General features: G+C 55.8%; 6 protein-coding genes. 1 reads left to right on the forward strand and 5 read right to left on the reverse strand.

What is annotated here, in order from left to right; genetic code table 11:
* Window positions 1–177 precede the first annotated feature (177 nt).
* From speD to RI563_RS10035, 4 genes are all read right to left on the reverse strand, one after another.
* Window positions 178–963: an adenosylmethionine decarboxylase gene (speD, locus tag RI563_RS10020; RefSeq protein ID WP_310694240.1), complete on the reverse strand. Its 786-nt coding sequence runs from the start codon at window positions 961–963 to the stop codon at window positions 178–180.
* A gap of 47 nt (window positions 964–1,010) precedes the next feature.
* Window positions 1,011–1,403, reverse strand: a complete 393-nt coding sequence (locus RI563_RS10025) for a VOC family protein (RefSeq protein ID WP_310694241.1) — start codon at window positions 1,401–1,403, stop codon at window positions 1,011–1,013.
* Window positions 1,404–1,553: 150 nt separating this feature from the next.
* Window positions 1,554–3,206, reverse strand: coding sequence for a DUF885 domain-containing protein (locus RI563_RS10030; protein ID WP_310694242.1), 1,653 nt, complete (start codon window positions 3,204–3,206; stop codon window positions 1,554–1,556).
* 40 nt (window positions 3,207–3,246) lie between these two features.
* Window positions 3,247–3,675, reverse strand: coding sequence for an OsmC family protein (locus RI563_RS10035; RefSeq protein ID WP_310694253.1), 429 nt, complete (start codon window positions 3,673–3,675; stop codon window positions 3,247–3,249).
* 220 nt (window positions 3,676–3,895) lie between these two features.
* Here RI563_RS10035 and crp point away from each other — a divergent pair, with 220 nt between their 5' ends.
* Window positions 3,896–4,534, forward strand: coding sequence for a cAMP-activated global transcriptional regulator CRP (crp, locus tag RI563_RS10040; protein WP_310694243.1), 639 nt, complete (start codon window positions 3,896–3,898; stop codon window positions 4,532–4,534).
* A gap of 269 nt (window positions 4,535–4,803) precedes the next feature.
* Here the strand turns inward: crp and trpC are convergent, their stop codons facing one another.
* Window positions 4,804–5,601 (reverse strand): indole-3-glycerol phosphate synthase TrpC, encoded by a 798-nt coding sequence (gene trpC, locus RI563_RS10045; protein ID WP_310694244.1) that lies wholly within the window; start codon window positions 5,599–5,601, stop codon window positions 4,804–4,806.
* Between the last annotated feature and the right edge of the window lie 89 nt (window positions 5,602–5,690).

Raw genomic sequence — 5,690 nt, forward strand, 5'->3', positions numbered from 1 at the left:
AGGCCCGATATAGCAACGCGGTATCGGGCATCTCCCGGGTTGCCGGACACCGCTTCGCTATGTCCGGCCTACCACTAAATAAAGCTGGCAGTTGGCAGTTGGCAGTTGGCAGTTGGCAGTTGCAAAAATTCTAAGCCGGGTTTTTGCTGTCATCTGCCATCTGATGACTGCCAACTTTTACTTCGTGAGTTTCGGCATGTTCTGCGCGTAGAAGATTTCCAACATCTCTTTTTGCAGACGCTGGTGCAGCTGTTTGCGTTTGTTTTCGGGCAGGTCCCCGGCATTGACATCAAACAGGTAGTTATCCAGGTCGAACTCTTTGAGGATCATCTTGGTGTGAAAGATGTTTTCCTGGTACATATTGACGTCCACCATTTGATAAAGATTTTTGGTGTCCTTGGCCAGAAAGTTCTGAATCGAGTTGATCTTGTGATCGATGTAATGCTTCTTGCCCCGAACATCGCGGGTGAAGCCGCGCACGCGGTAATCCATGATCACGATATCCGACTCGAAGCTGTGAATCAGGTAGTTCAATGCGCGCAGGGGTGAGATGCGCCCGCAGGTGGAGACATCGATATCCGCGCGAAAGGTGCTGATGCCGTTATCCGGGTGACTTTCCGGATAGGTATGCACGGTAATGTGACTCTTGTCGAGATGCCCGACGACCGATTCGGGTAACGGGCCCGGGGCCGCGTTGGTGTCGAGGTCTTCTTCCGGGATGACCGGTTCCTCCGAGATCAGCATGGTGACGCTGGCGCCCATGGGCTCATAGTCCTGGCGTGCCACATTGAGCACATTGGCACCGATGATGTTACTCACCTCGGTGAGGATATTGGTCAGGCGTTCGGCATTGTACTCCTCGTCGATATACTCGATATAGGCCTCCTGTTGCTCGGCGGTATCGGCATAGTTGACATCGTAGATGTTGAAACTCAGTGTCTTGGTGAGGTTATTGAACCCCATCAGACGAATCTTTCTGCTGTGTTTTTTGTCCAACAGCTTACCTCTCGTTACGCTTTTGCCAGTGGCGGGTGATAGATCATCTGCACCACGTTGCCATCCGGATCATAGCAATAAAAACTGCGGGCACCATCCCGGTGGGTCTTGGGTTTGGTCCGCATCGACACGTCATTGGCGAGCAGGAATTCATACCACTCATCCACCGCTTCGGGCGTGTCGAGAATGAAACCGATGTGATCCAGATGTTGCGGTCCGTCGAAGTCCTCCTCGCTGCGGTGCAACGCCAGATTATCGTTGCCCGAGGTGAGATAGAGATTAGCGGGGTCCGGGCGCCACTCCTCGCGCATCCCGAGCAGCTCGACATAGAACCGCTCGCAGGCGTCGAATTCCCGGACATACAGGGCAACATGACGCAAACCGGCTGTGGCAACGGGACGTTTCATCGCATTCTCCTTATGAGCCCGATCGGGAAAAAACAACCATTTTAAACCAACCGCACGGGGGCGTCAGGCGTTTTTATCCCTGTGCCGATACGCAGCACAAACTGCTAGAGATTATGTCGCCAAATCAGTCAGTTGCCACCGGGCAACCGATCAGGCGTCCGTTCCGGATGCCGGTTCGGTGAAGATACTGCGTTGCACGCTGTCCCAGACCGGCCTGCCGAACTGGCTGCGGATCACGTGTGGCAGCGCGATGGAGCCTTCCGCCAGCAGTCGATCGTGGAAGGATTTGAGCTCAAAGGGACTTTCCAGTTGCGACAAACGCTCGCGGGTCGTATTGATCAGGGCCCAGCCGGTGGCGTATCCCATAGGCACTGTCGGTGCATGGGTATACCAGCCCAGATCCGCCAGCGCCTGTTCACGCGTGAAACCCAGCCACCGCTCCATCCGCTGGGCCGCCTGCGCGAGCGAAAGCCCCCGGGTGTGCAGCTCCACATCCAGCATGATACGCAGTGCGCGCCACAGCCGGTCCTTGAGCAATACGAAACGCGACTCCGGCGTGTCGAGGAAACCCTGTTCCTGCATTAACTGCTCGCAATAGAGCGCCCAGCCTTCATACAGGGTTGCCGACGGGTTGACCAGGCGCGGCAGGGTGCTCGAACGATGGCCCCGGTTGGCGGTGACAAATTGCAAATGATGCCCGGGCCAGGCTTCGTGGACACAGGTATGGCGCAGACTGACCCTGTTGTGTTCACCCAGCGACAACGCATCCTCGACCGGGGTGACATAGTAATAGCCCTGTTGCTCGGGATCGTTAAACGGCGGCTCCATATAGGCGGCAAAGGGAATCTCATGACGCAAGAAGGTCGGCGTCTCAATAACCTTGAGTGACTCCTTGCCCGGCAGGCTGATCAGGTCGTGCTCGGCAACAAAGGTATGCGCGGCCTGCATGTTCTGCCGGTATTGTTCGAGCAGTTCTTCCGCCGCCGGGTGACGGGCATGGATCTTTTCGGTCAGTTGCCGGATATCCTCGTCTCCCTGCAACTCGACAGTGACGGCCTTCAGTTCGGTTAACGTCTCTTCAAACAGACGCTCGCCCAGGGCATGCAATTGCCGCGCACTGATCGGCAGGGCATGACGATGATGTAACAGGCGTTCGAACCAGGTTGTACCGCAGGCAAAATCACCCGCGGCCTTCGGTTGCAGCTCGACCTCCATAAAATGGGCAAACTCGTCGACGGCATGCGCGGCCTGTTCCAGTTCCGCGTTGAGTCCGTGCTTAATAAACACCGGATGTTTGCGCAGGCTGCGCAAGTAGTCCGCGCCCTGCACGGCCTCGGTATGCGCGGCTTCCAGCCACACGGGCGGGATCGCCTCCGGCTCGCTCTGCAGGTTGGACTGGGCATTACGCAAATGACGCGGAATGGCCTGCAGCCGGTTTTGCAAATGCTGTTTGTTTAATTTGAGATTATGCAGCGTTAATTGATAGATGGCGTGAACTGGCAGATAACGGGCGGGATCCCGATAACGCCAGTCATGCTCGATCAGTTCGGAGGATTCGATGACAGCAGCGCCATACATCACTTCCCGGTCTATCACCTGTGCCGCCGTCAATACCGAGGTATCAATTTCATCCAGCGCGTCGATCAGTTTTTCATTCAACGCCTTCAGGGCACCGATCTCATCGTCAGCAAACGGCGTCAGTTGTGATTCAAAACCACGTACACCCAGATCCACCGCCATCTCGGGATGAAAACGGAACCAGGCCTGGTAATAACTGTGCACGAGCCCGGGAAAGTCAGCCATAAAAATTATTCCTTGTGGTTCAGTTCAGTTGCCGGTGCGGTCATTCATCTTCCGGTTCGAGTACTTCGTAGTCATGGCTGATTTCGACACCCCCATTGGCCAGCATAATCGAAGCAGAGCAGTATTTCTCTGCCGACAGTTCCACGGCCCGCTTGACATGTTTTTCGCTGAGGCCCTTGCCTGTAATGACAAAGTGGACGTGAATATGGGTGAACACCTTTGGCTCGGTTTCAGCGCGTTCGGCATACAGCTCGGCAAAGCAATCACGAATCGGCTGGCGTGATTTTTTCAGAATATTGACCACATCAAAGCTGGTACAGCCGCCCATGCCCAGCAGCAACATTTCCATCGGACGTATGCCGAGATTGCGCCCGCCGTGTTCCGGTGGACCGTCCATCACCACCGCATGACCGCTACCTGATTCTCCGACAAAAGTGGCATCCTGGACCCATTTAATCCGCGCTTTCATTTGACTGTCATCCTCCCGAATCACACTGATTGCCTGTGCAGAACCGGCCGGCATTACCTATAATTCCGGGCGGCGACTGCAAAACCGCTGCCGCTTCAGCACCCCGGCGGGGTGACGGCATTCTCAATTCGGCGACGAAAATCGCCGGTTCTATTGTAAATACCTTTTATTGGTATACCATAGGCGGCAACCGACGTCAGCAGACTATATAAGGAAAAGCATGGTTCAGGCCAAGGTTGAAAATACGGGCATTCCCACGCTGGATCGCTTTCTGGAGCATTGCCACCGGCGCCAGTATCCGGCCAAAAGCGTCATCATCTATGCCGAGGACGACTCCGAGGTTCTCTACTACATCGTGGACGGCTCGGTTTCGGTTTTGATCGAAGACGAGGAAGGCCGGGAGATCGTGCTGGCCTATCTCAACAAGGGCGATTTCTTCGGCGAGATGGGGCTGTTCGACGAGGAACGCAATCGCAGTGCCTGGGTCCGCGCCCGCACAACCTGCGAAGTCGCCGAAATCAGCTATGCCAAATTCCGCCAGCTCTACCAGGAACACCCGGACATCCTGTTCGCCGTGGCCCGGCAGATGGCCACCCGTCTGCGCGACACCAGTCGCAAGGTCAGTGACCTGGCCTTCATGGACGTCACCGGCCGCGTCGCCCGCACCCTGCTGGACCTGTGCAAGCAACCCGATGCCATGACCCACCCCGACGGCATGCAGATCCGCATCACCCGCCAGGAAATCGGCCGCATCGTCGGCTGCTCCCGCGAAATGGTCGGCCGTGTCCTCAAAACCATGGAAGAGCAGGGACTGATCTACGTCAAGGGCAAGACGATCGTCGTCTTCGGCACCCGCTGAGTGCCACTTTTCAGGGTTGCTGGAAAATAACGCGGAGGTCGCAGAGGCGCGGAGCCGCAGAGTTTTCTGTTTTATATTTCTATTTTGTCGCAGTTAACTTTTTACTTCTACGTGGCAGCGCATTTTCGTCCCCAAAAATAGCTTTATCACCACTTCAAATTACTGCCCGATTTCTGAAACCAACGATGCAGTACGGCTATAACTGTACAAAATTATTTTCTCCGCGCCTCTGCGACTCCGCGCCCTCCGCGTTAATCCCGGTATAACTACTATTCGAACAAATCCTTGAGCCGGGCACCGGGGTCTTCGGCGACCATGAAGGCTTCGCCGATGAGGAAGGTGTGGACGTTGTTGTCGCGCAGGCGACTGACATCGCCGGGGGTGTGAATACCGCTTTCGGTGACGACGATACAATCATCGGGAATCGACGCCAGCAGTTCGAGTGTTGTTTCCAGTCGGGTTTCGAAGGTGCGCAGGTCGCGGTTATTGATACCTATCAATAGCGTTTCGAGTTTCAGGGCCCGCTGCAGTTCTTCGGCATCATGCACTTCCACCAGCACGGCCATGCCCAGTTGGTGGGCCAGGTCATGCAACTCGCGCATTTGTGCATCGTCAAGCACGGCCACGATCAGCAAAATACAATCAGCACCGATCGCCCGCGCCTCGTAAACCTGGTACGGGTCGATCATGAAATCCTTGCGCAATACCGGCAGGGAACAGGCCTCGCGGGCCTGTTGCAGGTAATCATCACTACCCTGGAAGAAATCGACATCGGTCAATACCGACAGACAGGCGGCACCGCCCTGCTCGTAGGAGCGGGCTATCTCGGCCGGTACAAACGGATCGCGCATCACACCCTTGCTGGGCGAAGCCTTTTTAATCTCGGCGATCACTGCCGCTTGATTATTCGCCAGGCGTTGCTCGATCGCGCGAACAAAACCCCGTACCGGCGATCCTTGCTCCGCGCGCTGTTGCTGTTCCGACAACGGAACCCTTGCCTGGCGTTCGGCCACCTCTTCGCGCTTGCGCTCGATTATCTTTTTCAGGATGTCGGGGGTATCAGTCATGCTATAGCAAACCTTGAAAATGGTATTTTCACCGCCAGGGTGGGACAGTGTTTACAGGTACCTATCCGCCAATAAACGCAAATGGACGC

It is taken from the genome of Thiohalophilus sp. (assembly GCF_031581315.1).
Lineage (GTDB): Bacteria > Pseudomonadota > Gammaproteobacteria > UBA6429 > Thiohalophilaceae > Thiohalophilus.